At 36.8% G+C, this 18,316-nt stretch carries 14 protein-coding genes, 2 tRNA genes and 3 rRNA genes; 18 read left to right on the plus strand and 1 reads right to left on the minus strand.

The window, feature by feature from the left end; translation table 11 throughout:
- Positions 1-197: 197 nt before the first annotated feature.
- The 18 genes from ACM6UH_RS05005 (at position 198) to rrf (ending at position 16,359) form a co-directional block, all read left to right on the plus strand.
- Positions 198-677, plus strand: coding sequence for a PH domain-containing protein (locus tag ACM6UH_RS05005; RefSeq protein ID WP_011302698.1), 480 nt, complete (start codon positions 198-200; stop codon positions 675-677).
- Positions 670-2,208 (plus strand): PH domain-containing protein, encoded by a 1,539-nt coding sequence (locus ACM6UH_RS05010; protein ID WP_047503187.1) that lies wholly within the window; start codon positions 670-672, stop codon positions 2,206-2,208. The genes ACM6UH_RS05005 and ACM6UH_RS05010 overlap by 8 nt, the downstream gene beginning before the upstream one ends.
- Positions 2,201-2,701: a PH domain-containing protein gene (locus tag ACM6UH_RS05015; protein WP_061050524.1), complete on the plus strand. Its 501-nt coding sequence runs from the start codon at positions 2,201-2,203 to the stop codon at positions 2,699-2,701. Before ACM6UH_RS05010 ends, ACM6UH_RS05015 begins: the two co-directional genes overlap by 8 nt.
- A 63-nt stretch (positions 2,702-2,764) precedes the next feature.
- Positions 2,765-3,115 carry a holo-ACP synthase gene (acpS, locus tag ACM6UH_RS05020; protein WP_002482750.1) on the plus strand — a complete coding sequence of 117 codons (351 nt, stop codon included), beginning with the start codon at positions 2,765-2,767 and terminating at the stop codon, positions 3,113-3,115.
- A gap of 115 nt (positions 3,116-3,230) precedes the next feature.
- Positions 3,231-4,379 (plus strand): alanine racemase, encoded by a 1,149-nt coding sequence (gene alr / locus ACM6UH_RS05025; protein ID WP_061050525.1) that lies wholly within the window; start codon positions 3,231-3,233, stop codon positions 4,377-4,379.
- Positions 4,380-4,466: 87 nt separating this feature from the next.
- Positions 4,467-4,637, plus strand: coding sequence for a type II toxin-antitoxin system antitoxin MazE (gene mazE / locus ACM6UH_RS05030; RefSeq protein ID WP_037538046.1), 171 nt, complete (start codon positions 4,467-4,469; stop codon positions 4,635-4,637).
- The gene (locus ACM6UH_RS05035) at positions 4,634-4,996 is read left to right on the plus strand and encodes a type II toxin-antitoxin system PemK/MazF family toxin (protein WP_433912008.1); all 363 of its coding nucleotides are present in this window, start codon (positions 4,634-4,636) and stop codon (positions 4,994-4,996) included. Before mazE ends, ACM6UH_RS05035 begins: the two co-directional genes overlap by 4 nt.
- Positions 4,997-5,290: 294 nt before the next feature.
- The gene (locus ACM6UH_RS05040; protein ID WP_206170445.1) at positions 5,291-6,334 is read left to right on the plus strand and encodes a SpoIIE family protein phosphatase; all 1,044 of its coding nucleotides are present in this window, start codon (positions 5,291-5,293) and stop codon (positions 6,332-6,334) included.
- A gap of 78 nt (positions 6,335-6,412) precedes the next feature.
- A complete protein-coding gene (locus tag ACM6UH_RS05045; RefSeq protein WP_011302705.1) occupies positions 6,413-6,739 on the plus strand; it encodes an anti-sigma factor antagonist in 327 nt (108 codons plus the stop codon).
- Position 6,740: 1 nt separating this feature from the next.
- Complete coding sequence (gene rsbW, locus ACM6UH_RS05050; RefSeq protein WP_002482755.1) at positions 6,741-7,223, plus strand: anti-sigma B factor RsbW; 483 nt, start codon at positions 6,741-6,743, stop codon at positions 7,221-7,223.
- Positions 7,198-7,968: an RNA polymerase sigma factor SigB gene (gene sigB / locus ACM6UH_RS05055; RefSeq protein ID WP_002482756.1), complete on the plus strand. Its 771-nt coding sequence runs from the start codon at positions 7,198-7,200 to the stop codon at positions 7,966-7,968. The genes rsbW and sigB overlap by 26 nt, the downstream gene beginning before the upstream one ends.
- A gap of 148 nt (positions 7,969-8,116) precedes the next feature.
- Positions 8,117-10,267, plus strand: a complete 2,151-nt coding sequence (locus ACM6UH_RS05060; protein WP_061050526.1) for a Tex family protein — start codon at positions 8,117-8,119, stop codon at positions 10,265-10,267.
- Positions 10,260-10,709, plus strand: a complete 450-nt coding sequence (locus ACM6UH_RS05065; RefSeq protein WP_041784782.1) for a SprT family protein — start codon at positions 10,260-10,262, stop codon at positions 10,707-10,709. The genes ACM6UH_RS05060 and ACM6UH_RS05065 overlap by 8 nt, the downstream gene beginning before the upstream one ends.
- Positions 10,710-11,082: 373 nt before the next feature.
- Positions 11,083-11,165, plus strand: a tRNA-Leu gene (locus ACM6UH_RS05070).
- A 25-nt stretch (positions 11,166-11,190) separates the two neighbouring features.
- Positions 11,191-11,264: transfer RNA gene (locus ACM6UH_RS05075), tRNA-Gly, on the plus strand.
- A 142-nt stretch (positions 11,265-11,406) separates the two neighbouring features.
- Positions 11,407-12,959 (plus strand): 16S ribosomal RNA (locus tag ACM6UH_RS05080).
- A gap of 284 nt (positions 12,960-13,243) precedes the next feature.
- Positions 13,244-16,166, plus strand: a 23S ribosomal RNA gene (locus tag ACM6UH_RS05085).
- A 78-nt stretch (positions 16,167-16,244) separates the two neighbouring features.
- Positions 16,245-16,359, plus strand: a 5S ribosomal RNA gene (gene rrf, locus ACM6UH_RS05090).
- The 16S, 23S and 5S rRNA genes sit together here with 2 tRNA genes alongside, the layout of an rRNA operon.
- Before the next feature lie 672 nt (positions 16,360-17,031).
- Here rrf and ilvA read toward each other — a convergent pair.
- The gene (ilvA, locus tag ACM6UH_RS05095) at positions 17,032-18,300 is read right to left on the minus strand and encodes a threonine ammonia-lyase IlvA (protein ID WP_048787272.1); all 1,269 of its coding nucleotides are present in this window, start codon (positions 18,298-18,300) and stop codon (positions 17,032-17,034) included.
- Positions 18,301-18,316: the final 16 nt, after the last annotated feature.

Raw genomic sequence — 18,316 nt, forward strand, 5'->3', positions numbered from 1 at the left:
TTTATCATATATGAAATTTAGGTTTAATCACTCCATTTATTTGGGGTGATTTTTTTATGTTAAATGGAGTTTAGATGGGAATGAAAGAATAAAATACTTTAATATTTTAATTGTGTTGATACATATTTTGAAGTGAGGATGAATGCGCACTATACCCTGTGTTATAATGGGGGAAATCTTAATGAAGGAGTGTATTTATGACAAACGACCAGCTCTTTAAAAAAAGTCCAAAAGAAGCTATAAAATATTATTATTTAATAGAAGGACTAGAATTTATAGTGCATTTGATCGTTATGATGGTATTAATATTCTTATGGAGCCATTTTAATTGGTGGCACTTTTTAATTTATATATTCATTTTTCTTATCTTAATAGATATAGTTTATGCTGCATTTGGACCTTGGATTAAGTACCATTATACATATTATCGAATTGGTGAAAATGATATAGAAGTTAAATATGATTTTTTCTTCAAATCACAAAAATTCGTAAAATTAGAACGTATGCAATATATAGAACGTAAATATAATCCAATACTGAAAAGGTTAGGTTTAGCTAAAGCATCATTAGTGACTGCTGGTCATCATGCAACATTCCCATTACTTAGCATTAAAGATGCAGAAACATTTGAAGCGATAAGTCTTGATTATTTGAGAGGAGCTGATTATGATGTATAGTCCTCAAAAATTACATCCAATTTCATATATAACGGGTGTGATCGAAGCAATCAAACAAAATATCGTTTTAATCATTATTTTTCTAGTGTTTAATATTCGTGATTTTGATTTCACTAATATTTATGCTTATATTTTCCCAGGTATTGTAACCATATTATTTCTTTTTTCATTCATAGCTCAGGTTTTAAAAGTATATAACACAAGATATTGGATTGAAAATGACCACTTTGTACTTGCTACAGGTATTTTTACCAAAGAAAGAAAAGAGCTCAATATACGACGTATCCAAACACTTGATACAACGCAAGGCATCATAAATCAAATCGTTGGCGGTGTTAAATTACAGATTAAAACCCCAAGTGATGGAATTGATTTGGATACTGTTTCTAAAAAACAGAGCGAATGGATACAACAAACTTTAAAGGAAAAGCAACATGAACTATCTACTAGCGAAGCACAAGCAGTAGATCCTGTATCTACACAAGAGATCGATGATTCAGAATTGACGAACGATGATATCAATGTAACGACAAATGAAACAAATGCTAAAGATGAAGTTAAGTTTTTATATAAATTGAATTTTAAAGAATTGTTATTTATGGCATTAACGAGTGGAGCCATTGGTGTTGCCTTCGCTGCACTTTCTCCGATAATTGGGGGATTGTCAGACGTTATTCCATGGGATTGGATAACTGATGAGTTCTCACAAATTTCACAAGCAATTTTTGTCATTGTCTTAATGATGGTTGCGACCATTGCCATTGCGAGTTATATCATCGGGACATTAATTGTTATTGTACGCAACTTTAATTACACGGTGACGAAGCATGGTAATCAATTAAATATTAAGTATGGACTATTTAATGTTAAAAATATTACCGTTCCCACAGATAGGGTACAGGCTGTCGTTGAAAAGCAATCATTTCTTAGAAAATTGTTTGGGTATACATCCATTCATTTTGTAATAACAAGTGATATGAATGATATGGATAAAGATGACGTATCCTTAGATGGCAATGTGATGATACTTCCTTTCATTAAGCGTAAAAAAGCATTTGAAATTATTAAAACTTTAATGCCGAATATGACGTTTGAAAAAGCAACAGTAGGTATGCCGTGGAGAGGTTTTCATCGCCATTTTTGGAAACAAGCTTTGTTACTTATCATGGTAGCTGCGGTAATTAATTATTTTTGGGCGGCATGGGCCTTTTTAATTGCAGGAGTTATTATATTAATTTTTATTGTGCGTAGTTACCTTGTGACTAAATTTTCTGGTATGAAATTAGTTGAAGATGAACTTGTAGTACGTAATGTCACTTTATTTGGATTTAAAAATACTTATTTCAAACAAGATAAAATATTAGGACTAGAAGTACGACGTACCCCATTTTTAATTAATAGTGACTTAGGTAATTTTAATTTTATTATTGCAAAAGCTGCTGGTAATGAACATATTGGGTTGAAATTCAATGCATATCAACGAGTTAAATCCTTACAATCATGGTATTTGAGAGGTGAACAAAATGAGTAATTATCAGTATATGCACGCATCTGGTAAAACAGTCATGCGCATAGCAGCGTCAATTGTTACTGTGATATTATGTGTTTTATTAGTAGCGTTTTATTTAGTAAATCATTTGTGGCTCGAGTGGTTTGCACAAGAAACAATGAAATGGATTTTAATTATCGGTGCAGTAATCATATTGCTGTATATTATTGTCGAATTGGTTATTATACCCAAATATCGTTATAAAATATTTAAATATAATATAGAAGATCACACGATAACGGTTAGAAATGGTTTGTGGTTTGTAAAAGTTGTGAAGATGCCTTTATTCAGAATACAAAACGTTGACACACACGAAGGTATTTTAATGAGAAAATATCAGTTAGCAAGTTTAACATTGTCTACAGCTGGAGGAAATACTGAAATTAAACTGGTCAATAAAGAGGTAGCCGCTAAGTTAAAACAAACTATAAAACAAGTGAATCAAGATAGTGCTATAGAAAACACAAATCATTAAACGAAAGCCATATAACAAGATAGCGTTAGTATAAAGACGTTATATGGGAGGTAGGAGACGGAAATGATACACGGTATAGGTGTCGATTTAATTGAAATAAGTAGAATAAAGAATCTTTATAAACGTCAATCGAAACTGGTTGATCGCATTTTAACAATAAATGAACAACATAAGTTTAATCAATTTAATAATGAACAACGAAAAATGGAATTTTTAGCTGGTCGATTTGCAACGAAAGAAGCGTTTAGTAAAGCTTTAGGTAGTGGTTTAGGAAAAACAGTATCTTTCACGGATATTGATTGTGTTAATGATGAAGATGGTAAGCCTTGCATACATTATGAGGGGTACAAAGTACATGTGAGTATTTCGCATACAGAACACTATGCAATGAGTCAGGTTATTTTAGAGGTTTAAATTAATTTAGGTGATTTCAGTTTATTAAATTTGGATATATTATCTGTATTGTTATAAAATTAAGATAATATATTTATTAACCAGGTTATGAACTGATATAGGAGGTACGTGCTTTATGTCTGATAAGTATTATAGATCGACTTACGTCAATGTAGATTTAAATGCAATCGTTGCAAATTTTCAAGTCTTTCAAAAATTACATCCAAATAAGACGGTTATGCCAGTAGTGAAAGCAAATGGTTATGGCCTTGGAAGTATTAAGGTAGCAAGACAGCTCATGGATAATGGTGCTGAGTTTTTTGCTGTAGCAACTTTGGATGAAGCGATTGAATTACGTATGCATGGCATTGATGCTAAGATTTTAGTTTTAGGCGTTATTCCAACGGAGCATATTAATAAAGCGATTCAACATCGTGTTGCAATCACTGTACCATCAAAATCATGGCTAGTAGAAGCCGTGAAAGAAATTCCAGAATCAAATGAAAAAGATTTATGGATACACGTAAAATTAGACACGGGTATGGGTAGATTAGGTATGAAGACAGCAGAAGAATACAAAGAAGTCATAGAGCTTATTAATGGCCATAGCCATTTAATATTTGAAGGTGTATTTACGCATTTCGCATGTGCAGATGAACCTGGCGACTCAATGAACCGCCAACAAACAATGTTTGAAGAAATCGTTGGACAAGCCGATAAACCAGATTATATACATTCACAAAATTCTGCTGGTGCTTTGATGAAAGACACACAATTTTGTAACGCAGTTAGAGTAGGTATTTCCCTATATGGCTATTATCCATCCGCTTATGTTAAATCAAATGTGAAAGTGCATTTAAAACCAAGTGCACAGTGGATAAGTGAAATTGTACAGACGAAATTACTTCATGCAGGTGAATCAGTCAGTTATGGTAGTGTATATACGGCTGACGAAATAACTAAAATTGGTGTCATTCCAGTAGGTTATGCGGATGGTTATCCTAGAATGATGAAAGGTTTCTCAGTGAATGTGAATGGCAAACAATGTGAAGTCATAGGAAAAGTGTGCATGGATCAAACAATTATTAAAATTCCTGATGAGATTCAAGTTGGGGATAAAGTAATCATAATGGATCATCACAGCGATACCCCACAATCAGCCGAAGAGCTGGCGCATCATCAACAAACCATAAATTATGAAGTGTTATGTCGCTTGAGTAGAAGACTACCACGTGTTTACCATAGTTCTAAAGACCTAGAAATTCGCAATGAATTACTAAAATAGTATAGTCACTGTTTGTAAAATTTGTTATCATGTATCTAACAACCAATCTCGAAGATTTATATTATAGTTACATGGAGGTCTTTATTCATGGCAAGTTTCAACCAAAGTAGAATTCATAGTATAGAACAACTTTTAAAAGAAGGCTATTCTCAAATGGCTGATTTGAACCTCTCCCTCGCAGCAGAAGCATTTCCGTTTGAATGTGAAGCTTGTGATTGCAACGAAGTATATATTAGCTCCAAGAATAATAATGAATGATGAGACGTGGTGACGTTTTTTTAGCTGATTTATCACCAGTCCAGGGGTCTGAACAAGGGGGAATAAGACCTGTCGTAATTATACAAAACGATACTGGTAATAAATATAGTCCTACCGTAATTGTAGCCGCAATTACTGGTAGGATAAATAAAGCTAAAATACCTACACATGTAGAAATAGAAAAAAGTAAATATAAATTAGATAAAGATTCTGTTATATTGCTAGAGCAGATTAGAACTTTAGATAAAAATAGGCTGAAAGAAAAATTAACTTATCTTTCTGATAAAAAAATGAAAGAAGTTAATAATGCCATTGATATTAGTTTAGGATTACATACTATTAGGAGTCACAAATCCTGATTTTCAAAGGTTTAGCTAATAAGTTAATAAAATAGTGAATTATAGACATTGATTCTCTATAACATGCAATAATCATTTATTAATGAATTAATCAATTTTAACCAAGATTGCTTTTAATAAATGGTTGTGACCTTTGAATAAGATGTCTAATTTAAAAGCTTTAGGGTTTCCTAAAGCTTTTTTAAGTATCTAAAGTACATTTAATAAAAGATGCATGAATATTTAACAATTAAAGTTGTTTTATTCAATGGAGCGATTGACATACATACAGAACATTTGAATATGTTGCATTCAATGTATGCGATTTATATTTGCATTTTGAGGAGGAATTACTGCGTGAAAGAATTCAAAAATCAATATAAAGCGCTAATTGATGAAAGCTTACACACGATTGATACAAGCGATTTAATAAAGAAGTGTGAAGGTTTTACTGAAGAAGTTATAAAAAAAGATATTTTGCCCGAAGATATCGTTCAAATACATAAAGATTATATAAAAGGTCAAAATTTAAGTGAAGCACAAATTTTGAAAACCTTTAATGTGTTAAAAGAAATTGTTAAAGGATTTGGTTATAGTTATAGAGACTATAAACAATTAGTGGACAGATTACAGTATCACGATAAAGAAATAGATTTAGCTTCACGTCTGCAGCAAACCATGTTAAAAACAGATATACCTCAATTTGATAGTATACAAATCGGTGTCATTTCAGTTGCAGCGCAAAAAGTAAGCGGTGATTATTTTAACTTAATTGATCATAAAGATGGCACGATGAGTTTCGCTGTTGCGGATGTCATTGGCAAAGGTATCCCAGCTGCATTAGCTATGAGTATGATTAAATTTGGAATGGATTCATATGGTCATTCACAATTACCAAGTGATGGTTTAAAACGACTGAACCGAGTTGTTGAAAAAAATGTGAATCAAAATATGTTCGTAACAATGTTTTATGGCTTATATGAAGAATTAAATCATTTATTATATTGTAGTTCTGCAGGCCATGAACCAGGTTATATTTATCGAGCTGAAACAGAAACATTTGAGGAAATGGGAGTTCGAGGAAGAGTACTTGGTGTGAGTCAACAAACACGTTATAAGCAACAAGAAATACCTATTTATTTAGATGATTTAGTTATTATTTTTACAGATGGCGTAACTGAAGTCAGAAATGAAGCGGGCGACTTTTTAGACAAACAACATTTATTAGATATGATTCATAAATATAAACATATGCACCCTCAAGATATTGTGCAATTATTATATGAAGCCATATTAAAAATACAAAACCCAGATAAAAGAGATGATTTAACGATATTAATCATTAAAAGAGTAAATTAGTTTTTAGTGTTTAGATTTAAAATTTAAATTTAAGGGTATAAAAGTTATTAATGAGACTATAATTAGGAGTGTAATGTTATGAAGCTTAATATTGAGACTGTAACTCATGATTCACATTATGAGGTGAAAGTTGGCGGTGAACTGGATGTATATACAGTTCCTGAATTAGAAGAAGTCTTAGTTCCAATGAGACAAGAGGGAACACACGATATCTATGTGAATTTAGAAAATGTGAGTTACATGGATTCAACAGGATTAGGTTTATTTGTAGGTACATTAAAAGCATTAAACCAAAACGATAAAGAATTATATATATTAGGTGTTTCAGATCGAATAAGTCGTCTTTTTGATATAACTGGATTAAAAGATTTGATGCATGTTAATGAAGGAACGGAGGTCGAATAACATGCAATTTAAACAAGATTATATAGAAATGCGTTTACCAGCATCCGCAGAATATGTAAGTTTAATTCGTTTGACATTATCCGGCGTATTTTCAAGAGCAGGTGCGTCATATGATGATATAGAAGATGCTAAAATTGCTGTCAGCGAAGCAGTGACTAATGCAGTGAAACACGCTTATAAAGATGATTACAATCAAGTGGGGATGATTAATCTTTGCTTCGAAATCTTCGATGATAAAATTAAAATTATTATTTCTGATCAAGGTGATAGTTTCGATTATGAAGAAACAAAAGCAAAATTAGGACCATATAAAGAAAATGAAAACATAGACTTCCTTAGAGAAGGCGGTTTGGGTCTGTTTTTAATTGAATCTTTAATGGATGAGGTTACAGTTGATAAACAATCAGGTGTGACAATCAGTATGATAAAGTATATTAAAAAAGAGCAGGTGCGAAATAATGGCGAGAGAGTCGAAATCAGTTAATGATGTATCACCTGAACAAATAAACCAATGGATTATGCAGCATCAAAACAATGAAAATACAGATGCACAAGATCAACTTGTAAGACATTATAGAAAGTTAATCGAATCCTTGGCATATAAATATTCTAAAGGTCAATCTCATCACGAAGACCTCGTTCAGGTTGGTATGGTTGGTTTAATCGGTGCAATCAATCGATTTGACTTGTCCTTTGATAGAAAGTTTGAAGCCTTTTTAGTACCAACTGTGATTGGTGAGATTAAACGCTATTTGCGTGATAAAACATGGAGTGTTCATGTACCTAGAAGAATCAAAGAAATTGGACCACGAATTAAGAAAGTTACAGATGAATTAACAAATGAACTCGAACGTTCACCTTCTATTACTGAAATTGCAGATCGATTAGAAGTGAATGAAGAAGATGTGCTTGAAGCAATGGAAATGGGTCAAAGCTACAATGCGTTGAGCGTAGATCATTCTATTGAAGCAGATAAAGACGGTTCGACTGTAACTTTACTAGATATCATGGGTCAACAAGATGATAATTATGATTTAACAGAAAAAAGGATGATATTGGAAAAAATACTTCCAATACTTTCAGAACGAGAAAGACAAATTATTCAATGTACTTTTATTGAAGGTTTAAGCCAAAAAGAAACAGGAGAACGAATTGGCTTAAGTCAAATGCATGTATCAAGATTGCAGAGAACAGCGATTAAGAAATTACAGGAAGCAGCAAATAAATAAATTGAATATATAGACAAGGCAGATTTCGAATTTTATGGAATCTGCTTTTTTAATTGTATTGATGATTCTGAGAGAGTCATGTGATACAGATATGTTAAAATGTATTTATTAACAAAATAATATTACATAATGATAAGCGGAGGATTTCATGGATAGTAATTTAATTCAATCAATCAGAGATAAATATAGCTTCACAACCAAGCAAATTAATGCTGTTTTATCTTTATTAGAAGATAAAAATACAGTACCCTTTATAGCTCGTTATAGAAAAGAGCAAACAGGTGGTTTGGATGAAGTAGAAATTAAACAAATTGATGATGAATATCAATATATGGTAAATCTACAGAAGAGAAAAGAAGAAGTTATTAATAATATCGAAGAACAAGGCTTATTAACTTCGGATTTGAAAAGTGATATTTTAAAACAAACAAAATTACAAAGAGTAGAAGATTTATACAGACCGTTCAAACAGAAAAAGAAAACAAGAGCAACTGAGGCAAAACGAAAAGGATTAGAGCCATTTGCGCAATGGTTACAACAAACAAATATAGACACATCTGTTGAAACGAAAGCACAACAATTTATTAACGATGAAGTCACAAGTGTAGAAGATGCAATCAAAGGCGCTCAAGATATCATTGCAGAAATTGTTTCAGATAAACCTATATATAGAAGTAAAATACTTAAAGATACATTTCAACAGGGCAATATTATAACGCAAAAGAAAAAGCATGCAGAAGATGAGAAAGAAATTTTTTCTATGTATTATGATTATACCGAACCGATTAAAAAAATCGCCAATCATCGAGTGCTTGCAGTTAATCGTGGTGAAAAAGAAAAGGTTTTATCAGTTAAAATAGAAATGGATATACAAGGGATAGAAAATTTTATTAGAAGCAAAGAAATATCATCTGAACATAATGGTACCTATGTCATTATAGATGCTATTAAAGATAGTTTGAAAAGATTAATCATGCCATCGATCGAAAGAGAAATAAGAAGTGATTTAACTGAAAAAGCTGAAAATCATGCAATCGATGTATTTAGTGAAAATTTGAGAAACTTGTTATTACAACCACCTATGAAAGGAAAGCAAATACTTGGTATTGATCCCGCTTTTAGAACAGGTTGTAAACTTGCAGTCATTAATCCATTTGGTACATTTGTAGCTAAAGGAGTCATGTATCCTCATCCTCCAGTAAATAAAAAAGAAGATGCTGAAAAAATATTTGTGGACTTCGTTAAAACATATGATGTCGAATTAATAGCTATCGGTAATGGTACAGCGAGCCGTGAAACTGAACAATTTGTTGCTTCAATGATACAAGAACACCAATTAAACGTTCAATTTATCATTGTTAATGAAGCGGGGGCATCTGTATACTCTGCATCGGAAGTGGCAAGAAATGAATTCCCAGATTTTCAAGTTGAGGAGCGTAGTGCTGTTTCGATAGGTAGAAGAGTACAAGATCCATTGAGTGAATTAGTGAAAATAGATCCAAAATCTATCGGCGTTGGTCAATATCAACATGATGTTAACCAAAAGTCATTAGAAGGTGCATTGTCATTTGTTGTTGAAACTGCGGTTAACCAAGTGGGGGTTGATGTGAATACTGCTTCACGTTCATTACTACAATATGTATCAGGTTTAACGCCCACAATTGCACAAAATATTATAGATTATAGAGAAGAGAATGGTGCTATAACGCATAATAAAGAAATTGCTAAAGTTAAAAGATTAGGTGCGAAAACATTTGAACAAAGTATTGGATTTATGAGAATCGTAGGTGGTAAAGAACCCTTAGACAATACTTCGATTCATCCAGAAAGTTATAATGTAGCAAATCAATTATTAACTGAAATTGAAATGACTACACATGATTTAGGAACGGAAAAACTTAAACTTGCCTTGAACAAAATTGATATTGTGGCAATGGCAGAAAAGTTAAATATTGGTCAACCGACACTTGAAGATATTATTAACTCATTGATTGCACCTAATAGAGATCCAAGAGATGAATTCGAAACTCCTATTTTAAAATCTGATGTACTATCTATTGAAGACTTAACTAAAAACATGAAACTTAGTGGGACTGTAAGGAACGTGGTTGATTTTGGTGCATTTGTAGATATTGGGGTAAAACAAGATGGACTCGTACACGTATCAAAGCTTGCTAAGAAGTTTGTTAAAAACCCAATGGATATTGTAAGTGTTGGTGATATTGTAGATGTATGGATATTAGATATTGATGATAAAAAAGGTAAAGTATCATTAACAATGATTGATCCAAATGGATAACAGTGCATTACAAAAATTAACAGAGACAATCTCGTTAAAGTATTTTAAAATGCCATTTAAACATAAAGCATATTTCAATAAGCGTTTAAGAACGACTGGTGGTCGCTATTTATTAAGTTCACACAATATAGAAGTGAATGAAAAGCAATTTGCTAAGTTTGGTGAATCAGCTATCATTGATATTATTAAGCACGAATTATGTCATTATCATTTGCACTTACAGAAGAAAGGATACCAACATAAAGATAAAGATTTTAAACGTCTGTGCCAACAAACAGGTGCACCTAGATTTTGTTCTGCAATTGAAAAATATGAAGATCGAGTTAATTATATATATCAATGTCAAAAATGTGCGTCTAGATTTCCAAGAATAAGAAAAGTCGATACAAATAAAATGGTTTGTGGAAAATGTAATGGAAAACTGAAAGAATTAAACAACTAATATACTTATAAATAATGAACGCCTATCGATAATTTAGTCGATAGGCGTTCATTATTTATATATAGAATGTATTTTATGGAAGATTTTTAGCAATGATTAAGGAAAAAATAGAGTATTTTGTGTGTACTTTCACCAAATTAGAAAGTTTAATTAATTAATCTTGTTAATTTACTCTTTTTAGTTTTGTTTATTCATTGACGATGAGCGAAATATATTATATGATATTAAACGTTGCGAAATTAATAGCAACTTTGGTTAAGGAAACATTAATTTTGTTAAATACAATTTAAAAAGTTGTTGACAAATGATTAAGAATATATTACAATATTATTTGTTACTTAATGAACGAGAAACAAATTAACCGTTTTGCTAAGCGGCCGTGGCGGAACGGCAGACGCGCTAGGTTGAGGGCCTAGTGGGAGTATTCCCGTGGAGGTTCAAATCCTCTCGGCCGCATCAAATACCTTTAATGAATAAATATGCGGGTGTAGTTTAATGGCAAAACCTCAGCCTTCCAAGCTGATGTTGTGGGTTCGATTCCCATCACCCGCTCCAATAGAAATTTAAATGAACATTGAAAACTGAATTGCAATATGTCAACGTTAATTCCGAACACAACATTAAATTGTTGGTTCAAAACAAGTGTTAGAGATAACACAAATTAGTATTTTATGAGCTAATCAAACATCATAATTCATTTATGGAGAGTTTGATCCTGGCTCAGGATGAACGCTGGCGGCGTGCCTAATACATGCAAGTCGAGCGAACAGATAAGGAGCTTGCTCCTTTGACGTTAGCGGCGGACGGGTGAGTAACACGTGGGTAACCTACCTATAAGACTGGGATAACTTCGGGAAACCGGAGCTAATACCGGATAACATTTGGAACCGCATGGTTCTAAAGTGAAAGATGGTTTTGCTATCACTTATAGATGGACCCGCGCCGTATTAGCTAGTTGGTAAGGTAACGGCTTACCAAGGCGACGATACGTAGCCGACCTGAGAGGGTGATCGGCCACACTGGAACTGAGACACGGTCCAGACTCCTACGGGAGGCAGCAGTAGGGAATCTTCCGCAATGGGCGAAAGCCTGACGGAGCAACGCCGCGTGAGTGATGAAGGGTTTCGGCTCGTAAAACTCTGTTATTAGGGAAGAACAAATGTGTAAGTAACTGTGCACGTCTTGACGGTACCTAATCAGAAAGCCACGGCTAACTACGTGCCAGCAGCCGCGGTAATACGTAGGTGGCAAGCGTTATCCGGAATTATTGGGCGTAAAGCGCGCGTAGGCGGTTTCTTAAGTCTGATGTGAAAGCCCACGGCTCAACCGTGGAGGGTCATTGGAAACTGGGAAACTTGAGTGCAGAAGAGGAAAGTGGAATTCCATGTGTAGCGGTGAAATGCGCAGAGATATGGAGGAACACCAGTGGCGAAGGCGACTTTCTGGTCTGTAACTGACGCTGATGTGCGAAAGCGTGGGGATCAAACAGGATTAGATACCCTGGTAGTCCACGCCGTAAACGATGAGTGCTAAGTGTTAGGGGGTTTCCGCCCCTTAGTGCTGCAGCTAACGCATTAAGCACTCCGCCTGGGGAGTACGACCGCAAGGTTGAAACTCAAAGGAATTGACGGGGACCCGCACAAGCGGTGGAGCATGTGGTTTAATTCGAAGCAACGCGAAGAACCTTACCAAATCTTGACATCCTTTGAAAACTCTAGAGATAGAGCCTTCCCCTTCGGGGGACAAAGTGACAGGTGGTGCATGGTTGTCGTCAGCTCGTGTCGTGAGATGTTGGGTTAAGTCCCGCAACGAGCGCAACCCTTAAGCTTAGTTGCCATCATTAAGTTGGGCACTCTAGGTTGACTGCCGGTGACAAACCGGAGGAAGGTGGGGATGACGTCAAATCATCATGCCCCTTATGATTTGGGCTACACACGTGCTACAATGGACAATACAAAGGGCAGCTAAACCGCGAGGTCATGCAAATCCCATAAAGTTGTTCTCAGTTCGGATTGTAGTCTGCAACTCGACTACATGAAGCTGGAATCGCTAGTAATCGTAGATCAGCATGCTACGGTGAATACGTTCCCGGGTCTTGTACACACCGCCCGTCACACCACGAGAGTTTGTAACACCCGAAGCCGGTGGAGTAACCATTTATGGAGCTAGCCGTCGAAGGTGGGACAAATGATTGGGGTGAAGTCGTAACAAGGTAGCCGTATCGGAAGGTGCGGCTGGATCACCTCCTTTCTAAGGATATATTCGGAACATCTTCTTACGAAGATGTAGGAATAACATTGACATATTGTATTCAGTTTTGAATGCTCATTGGAGTATTCATTGCATAATTTTGTACATTGAAAACTAGATAAGTAAGTAAAATTTATGATTTTACCAAGCAAAACCGAGTGAATTAGAGTTTTTTAACAAGCTTTGAATTCAAAAAGAAATAATCGCTAGTGTTCGAAAGAACACTCACAGATTAATAACATTTTGGGTTTTCAACCGACTTGTTCGTGTTGAAAGTCAAAAAAGATTAAGTTATTAAGGGCGCACGGTGGATGCCTTGGCACTAGAAGCCGACGAAGGACGTTACTAACGACGATATGCTTTGGGGAGCTGTAAGTAAGCTTTGATCCAGAGATTTCCGAATGGGGAAACCCAGCACGAGTTATGTCGTGTTATCGATATGTGAATACATAGCATATCTGAAGGCAGACGCGGAGAACTGAAACATCTTAGTACCCGCAGGAAGAGAAAGAAAAATCGATTCCCTGAGTAGCGGCGAGCGAAACGGGAAGAGCCCAAACCAACGAGCTTGCTTGTTGGGGTTGTAGGACACTCTATACGGAGTTACAAAAGAACAGACTAGACGAATCATCTGGAAAGATGAATCAAAGAAGGTAATAATCCTGTAGTCGAAAGTTTGTTCACTCTTGAGTGGATCCTGAGTACGACGGAACACGAGAAATTCCGTCGGAATCTGGGAGGACCATCTCCCAAGGCTAAATACTCTCTAGTGACCGATAGTGAACCAGTACCGTGAGGGAAAGGTGAAAAGTACCCCGGAAGGGGAGTGAAATAGAACTTGAAACCGTGTGCTTACAAGTAGTCAGAGCCCGTTAATGGGTGATGGCGTGCCTTTTGTAGAATGAACCGGCGAGTTACGATTTGATGCAAGGTTAAGCAGTGAATGTGGAGCCGTAGCGAAAGCGAGTCTGAATAGGGCGTTGAGTATTTGGTCGTAGACCCGAAACCAGGTGATCTACCCATGACCAGGTTGAAGTTCAGGTAACACTGAATGGAGGACCGAACCGACTTACGTTGAAAAGTGAGCGGATGAGTTGTGGGTAGCGGAGAAATTCCAATCGAACCTGGAGATAGCTGGTTCTCTCCGAAATAGCTTTAGGGCTAGCCTCAAGTGATGATTATTGGAGGTAGAGCACTGTTTGGACGAGGGGCCCTTATCGGGTTACCGAATTCAGACAAACTCCGAATGCCAATCAATTTAACTTGGGAGTCAGAACGCGGGTGATAAGGTCCGTGTTCGAAAGGGAAACAGCCCAGACCACCAGCTAAGGTCCCAAAATATATGTTAAGTGGAAAAGGATGTGGCGTTGCCCAGACAACTAGGATGTTGGCTTAGAAGCAGCCATCATTTAAAGAGTGCGTAATAGCTCACTAGTCGAGTGACACTGCGCCGAAAATGTACCGGGGCTAAACATATTACCGAAGCTGTGGATTGTCCGTAAGGACAATGGTAGGAGAGCGTTCTAAGGGCGTTGAAGCATGATCGCAAGGACATGTGGAGCGCTTAGAAGTGAGAATGCCGGTGTGAGTAGCGAAAGACGGGTGAGAATCCCGTCCACCGATTGACTAAGGTTTCCAGAGGAAGGCTCGTCCGCTCTGGGTTAGTCGGGTCCTAAGCTGAGGCCGATAGGCGTAGGCGATGGATAACAGGTTGATATTCCTGTACCACCATTATTCGTTTTAAGCGATGGGGGGACGCAGTAGGATAGGCGAAGCGTACGATTGGATTGTACGTCCAAGCAGTGAGATTGAGTGTTAGGCAAATCCGGCACTCTTAAGATTGAGCTGTGATGGGGAGAGGAAATTGTTTCCTCGAGTCGTTGATTTCACACTGCCAAGAAAAGCCTCTAGCTAGAATTGTGGTGCCCGTACCGCAAACCGACACAGGTAGTCAAGATGAGAATTCTAAGGTGAGCGAGCGAACTCTCGTTAAGGAACTCGGCAAAATGACCCCGTAACTTCGGGAGAAGGGGTGCTCTTTAGGGTTAACGCCCAGGAGAGCCGCAGTGAATAGGCCCAAGCGACTGTTTATCAAAAACACAGGTCTCTGCTAAACCGTAAGGTGATGTATAGGGGCTGACGCCTGCCCGGTGCTGGAAGGTTAAGAGGAGTGGTTAGCTTCTGCGAAGCTACGAATCGAAGCCCCAGTAAACGGCGGCCGTAACTATAACGGTCCTAAGGTAGCGAAATTCCTTGTCGGGTAAGTTCCGACCCGCACGAAAGGCGTAACGATTTGGGCACTGTCTCAACGAGAGACTCGGTGAAATCATAGTACCTGTGAAGATGCAGGTTACCCGCGACAGGACGGAAAGACCCCGTGGAGCTTTACTGTAGTCTGATATTGAAATTCGGCACAGCTTGTACAGGATAGGTAGGAGCCTGAGATACGTGAGCGCTAGCTTACGTGGAGGCGTTGGTGGGATACTACCCTCGCTGTGTTGGATTTCTAACCCGCACCATTTATCATGGTGGGAGACAGTGTCAGATGGGCAGTTTGACTGGGGCGGTCGCCTCCTAAAGAGTAACGGAGGCGCTCAAAGGTTTCCTCAGAATGGTTGGAAATCATTCATAGAGTGTAAAGGCATAAGGAAGCTTGACTGCGAGACTTACAAGTCGAGCAGGGTCGAAAGACGGACTTAGTGATCCGGTGGTTCCGCATGGAAGGGCCATCGCTCAACGGATAAAAGCTACCCCGGGGATAACAGGCTTATCTCCCCCAAGAGTTCACATCGACGGGGAGGTTTGGCACCTCGATGTCGGCTCATCGCATCCTGGGGCTGTAGTCGGTCCCAAGGGTTGGGCTGTTCGCCCATTAAAGCGGTACGCGAGCTGGGTTCAGAACGTCGTGAGACAGTTCGGTCCCTATCCGTCGTGGGCGTAGGAAATTTGAGAGGAGCTGTCCTTAGTACGAGAGGACCGGGATGGACATACCTCTGGTGTACCAGTTGTCGTGCCAACGGCATCGCTGGGTAGCTATGTATGGACGGGATAAGTGCTGAAAGCATCTAAGCATGAAGCCCCCCTCAAGATGAGATTTCCCAACTTCGGTTATAAGATCCCTCAAAGATGATGAGGTTAATAGGTTCGAGGTGGAAGCATAGCGATATGTGCAGCTGACGAATACTAATCGATCGAAGACTTAATCAAATTTTAAATGTTTTGTTTGGTTGAATCATATTTTACTTACTATCTAGTTTTGAATGTATAATTTCATACATTTCATTGTCTGGTGACAATGGCAAGGAGGTCACACCTGTTCCCATGCCGAACACAGAAGTTAAGCTCCTTAGCGCCGATGGTAGTCGGACTTACGTTCCGCAAGAGTAGGACGTTGCCAGGCAGCATTAATAGGATGCGATGAGCCGAGACCGAGAGGTCTCTTTTTTTATGTCAAAAAAGGCTTAACTTCTCCAGTTCGAAGAACTGAAAAGCCTAAAATAAGCTATTATGAGAAAGCGTTTGAAGCTGACGAACTGAGCAAAAGACGAAGCGAGCTTACAAGCGGTAAGTAAGCTAGGAAGGCGTGAAAGTGAGAAAAGATGCGAGCGCTTGCCTCATGATAGGAAAAGCTCCTTAGCGCCGATGGTAGCCGACTTACGTTCCGCAAGAGTAGGACGTTGCCAGGCAGCATTAATAGGATGCGATGAGCCGAGAGGTCTCTTTTTTTATGTCAAAAAAGGCTTAACTTCTCCAGTTCGAAGAACTGAAAAGCCTAAAATAAGCTATTATGAGAAAGCGTTTGAAACTGACGAACTGAGCAAAAGACGAAGCGAGCTTACAAGCGGTATTGATTAAATGAACATACGAGTCAAAACTCGTATGTAAGAATAACTAAATCCAATAAATTGGAAAGACACTCTATATATGAACGTACTTACTGCAGTAAATAGAATGAGTGCGACTACAGGAGCAAACATACACCTAACAAGTAATGTACGATCAAAATTGCAAAATAATTTTAAATATAAAGAGGCCTAACCCTATATAGTAAGGATTAGGCCTCTTATAATGCTTAAATCAGCAATGAATATAACATTTTATTTTCGTTAATATAAATATTTGATTTATCAAATTCATCGACATTTGCTTTTAAATGTCCCAAATCTTTATGATTATTCAACTGAATACCTATAATTACAGTTCCAGTATTTTGGGAAGATTTTTTGAGATATTCAAATTTCGTAATATCATCTTTAGGACCAAGTACTTCGTTAACAAATTCTCTTAATGCGCCTGGACGTTGCGGGAAATTTAGGATGAAGTAATGCTTCATCTCTTCAAATAATAATGAACGTTCTTCAATTTCCTTCATACGATTAATATCATTATTGCCACCACTAACGACACAGACAACAGTTTTTCCTTTGATTTCTGCTTGATATTGATCAAGTGCAGCTACACTTAATGCACCCGCAGGTTCAGCAATAATAGCTTGTTTAGAGTACATATCTAAAATAGTTGAACAAACAGCACCCTCATGTACTTGGATATAATCATCAACGATATCTTTAGAAATATCAAAAGTAATTTGTCCAACACGCGCTACAGATGCGCCATCTACAAATTTATCAATATCTGGTAAAGTAACTAGTTGATTTTCCAATACTACTGAAGTATACATACTTGCTGCACCCGCAGGCTCAACACCTATAATTGAAGTTTCTGGAGAATGCGTTTTGAAATAAGTACCAACTCCAGAAATTAAACCGCCACCACCGATTGCAGCAAATAAATAATCGAATTGAATGTCGTTATCTTTAGATTGTTCAAGTATTTCTTTAGCTAATGTGCCTTGACCAGCAATAGTATAAATATTATTAAAAGGGTCAATAAAGTTCATTTTATTTTCTTCAGTATAAACAAGGGCTTCTTTAAGGCAGTCGTCAAAAGTATCACCAGTTAATACGACTTCAGTATTGTCGCCACCAAAGAATTTCACTTGGTTAATTTTTTGAAGTGGGGTAGTTACTGGCATAAATATGACAGCATTCAAGTTTAATTTACTAGCTGTATAAGCTACGCCTTGTGCATGATTACCCGCACTTGCACACGTGATACCGTTTTGACGATCAGCTTCATCTAAAGCAATAATCGCGTTATATGCACCTCTGAGTTTAAATGACCTAACCCATTGCAAATCTTCACGTTTTAAATAAACCTTACAATCATATTTTTGTGATAAATAGTGATCTTTTTGTAATGGTGTCTCTTTAACTATATCTTTTAATTGTAAATAAGCTTCATCTATATCCTTTGAAGAAACTGTTGTTTTTACAGTCATTAGTTTCACCCTTTTT

The organism is Staphylococcus sp. LKG4-2 (genome assembly GCF_050955665.1).
GTDB classification, from domain to species: domain Bacteria; phylum Bacillota; class Bacilli; order Staphylococcales; family Staphylococcaceae; genus Staphylococcus; species Staphylococcus saprophyticus.

Bases quoted from the DNA above. Each gene is read 5' to 3' on its own strand.
- ACM6UH_RS05065 (WP_041784782.1), top strand. From the start codon at position 10,260: ATGGATAACAGTGCATTACAAAAATTAACAGAGACAATCTCGTTAAAG.
- ACM6UH_RS05010 (WP_047503187.1), top strand. From the start codon at position 670: ATGTATAGTCCTCAAAAATTACATCCAATTTCATATATAACGGGTGTG.
- mazE (WP_037538046.1), top strand. From the start codon at position 4,467: ATGGCAAGTTTCAACCAAAGTAGAATTCATAGTATAGAACAACTTTTA.
- alr (WP_061050525.1), top strand. From the start codon at position 3,231: ATGTCTGATAAGTATTATAGATCGACTTACGTCAATGTAGATTTAAAT.
- ACM6UH_RS05035 (WP_433912008.1), top strand. From the start codon at position 4,634: ATGATGAGACGTGGTGACGTTTTTTTAGCTGATTTATCACCAGTCCAG.
- rsbW (WP_002482755.1), top strand. From the start codon at position 6,741: ATGCAATTTAAACAAGATTATATAGAAATGCGTTTACCAGCATCCGCA.
- sigB (WP_002482756.1), top strand. From the start codon at position 7,198: ATGGCGAGAGAGTCGAAATCAGTTAATGATGTATCACCTGAACAAATA.
- ACM6UH_RS05045 (WP_011302705.1), top strand. From the start codon at position 6,413: ATGAAGCTTAATATTGAGACTGTAACTCATGATTCACATTATGAGGTG.
- ACM6UH_RS05040 (WP_206170445.1), top strand. From the start codon at position 5,291: ATGTATGCGATTTATATTTGCATTTTGAGGAGGAATTACTGCGTGAAA.
- acpS (WP_002482750.1), top strand. From the start codon at position 2,765: ATGATACACGGTATAGGTGTCGATTTAATTGAAATAAGTAGAATAAAG.
- ACM6UH_RS05015 (WP_061050524.1), top strand. From the start codon at position 2,201: ATGAGTAATTATCAGTATATGCACGCATCTGGTAAAACAGTCATGCGC.
- ilvA (WP_048787272.1), bottom strand. From the start codon at position 18,300: ATGACTGTAAAAACAACAGTTTCTTCAAAGGATATAGATGAAGCTTAT.
- ACM6UH_RS05060 (WP_061050526.1), top strand. From the start codon at position 8,117: ATGGATAGTAATTTAATTCAATCAATCAGAGATAAATATAGCTTCACA.
- ACM6UH_RS05005 (WP_011302698.1), top strand. From the start codon at position 198: ATGACAAACGACCAGCTCTTTAAAAAAAGTCCAAAAGAAGCTATAAAA.